The organism is Paraburkholderia sp. RL17-373-BIF-A (assembly GCF_046030175.1).
Lineage (GTDB): Bacteria > Pseudomonadota > Gammaproteobacteria > Burkholderiales > Burkholderiaceae > Paraburkholderia.
In genome coordinates this window covers 1-1,616 of record NZ_JARESO010000243.1, presented here as the reverse complement: position 1 = coordinate 1,616, position 1,616 = coordinate 1, and the positions used below count along the sequence as shown (strand labels likewise).

Annotated in this window: 1 protein-coding gene and 1 pseudogene; one reads left to right on the top strand and one right to left on the bottom strand. The window is 60.0% G+C overall.

Annotated elements, in window-relative coordinates; all coding sequences use genetic code 11:
• Positions 1 to 271, top strand: a 271-nt coding sequence (locus P0D80_RS50025; RefSeq protein WP_408296130.1) for a hypothetical protein, incomplete at its 5' end; no start/stop codon positions are given.
• Between the two features lie 201 nt (positions 272 to 472).
• On the opposite strand, the pseudogene P0D80_RS50020 reads toward P0D80_RS50025, so the two are convergent.
• Positions 473 to 1,556 (bottom strand): annotated as a pseudogene (locus P0D80_RS50020) (IS3 family transposase).
• Between the last annotated feature and the right edge of the window lie 60 nt (positions 1,557 to 1,616).

The window sequence follows — 1,616 nt, the reverse complement described above, 5'->3', positions numbered from 1 at the left end:
AAACCGGCAGGCCGCCTTCGAGAGTCTGCTGGCGGCTGTTCGCGAACTCGACGTGACCGGGTGGCGCTGGCCCCTGGCCGCGCTCGCCGGCCAGATCTGGACGGTACCCGGAGAGAACAGGCAGGTCGCCTTCGATAATCTGCTGGCGGCTATTCGCAAACTCAACGTGGCCGATCGGGGCCAGCCCCTGGCCATGCTTGCGGACCAGATCAGGTGGTTGCCTGGAGTGAGCCAGCAGGCCGCCCGCGATAGTCTGAGCGTGAGCACGTGAATCAATCAACTGGTTGCTGATATGCCTTGGACTAGACTGAACCTGACAGCGGTCGGTTGATGCTGTTGGGGCGGTTCTGTCGGGTAGCTGGGCGCGGTTACCCGCGTCCAGCCCCCTCAGAACCGTGCATGGGTCTTTCGATCCACACGGCTCAAGCCTCTGCAAAGGTGAGGTCGGTCGAGACGCGTGGACGCCAACGGGTTAAGCAGCGACCTGATTCAGATAGTATCGCTGCGTGAATGCTACAGGTGACAGGTAATCGAGACGAGCCTGCGTGCGCTGCCGGTTATAAAACATCTCGATGTATTCGCTGATGGCTCGCCTGGCTTGGTCGCGGGTGGCGAAGCGTCGATGATAGACCAGCTCGCTTTTTAGCGTGCCCCAAAACGACTCGATCGGCGCGTTGTCAAAACAGTTTCCTCGTCGGCTCATTGACGCCTGCATGCGGAACTGGCCGACGAGATCCTGGTATGCGTGGGCGCAGTATTGAGACCCGCGGTCCGTATGATGGATCAGGCCGGGCGCCGGGCGCTGCGATGCAACCGCACGGAACAGCGCCTGCATGACCAGATGCTTCGTCATGCGCTCGCTCATGGCGTAGCCGACCAGCTCGCCACTAAACAGATCTTTCAGGCCGGCGAGGTTCGGTGCCACCGGTAGGTCGTGCTTCGAATTGGTCGTCGCCTTGAACTTGCGTTTCTGCCTGCAGCGTAGTCCAAGCTTTTTGCGTAGCCTTTTTATGCGGTGAACACCGAGCCGCACGCCGTGCTCGTCAAGGTGCTTCTGCAAGCGTTCGGGCCCGAAGCTCTCACGCGTGCGCTGATGCGCCGCGAGCACTTCGGCCTCCAGTCTCGGCTCCTGCTGTGCCCGCAACGACGGCGAGCGCTTGCGCCACGCGTAATAGCCGCCACGGAGACGCCCAGCAGCCGACACATTGGCGGCACCGGATAGTCCTGTCGCATCTGTTCAATAACGCCGTACTTCACCGCGACTCCCTCGCAAAGTACGTCGCGAATTTTTTTAATAAATCGCGCTCCATTTTAACTTCGGCCAGCTCCCGCTTGACTCGCCCGAGTTCAGCTTCGATTTCCGTCAGCGGCTTTTGATGCTGACCTACACGCTCCAGCTTGCCGGCCTTCGCAGCACGCACCCAGTTTGCCAACGTCTTCATTGATATCGACAGCCGACGCGCAGCCTCCGATACGCCAACGCCCTCCGTCATTGCAAGCTTCACCGCCTCTTCACGGAATTCCTTCGTGTAGACGGCTTTGGGGATTCGATTCATGTATGCCTCCATTCCTCAATTCTACGGAATGTTGGCGTCCACTTTTTCCGGCGGGCCTCA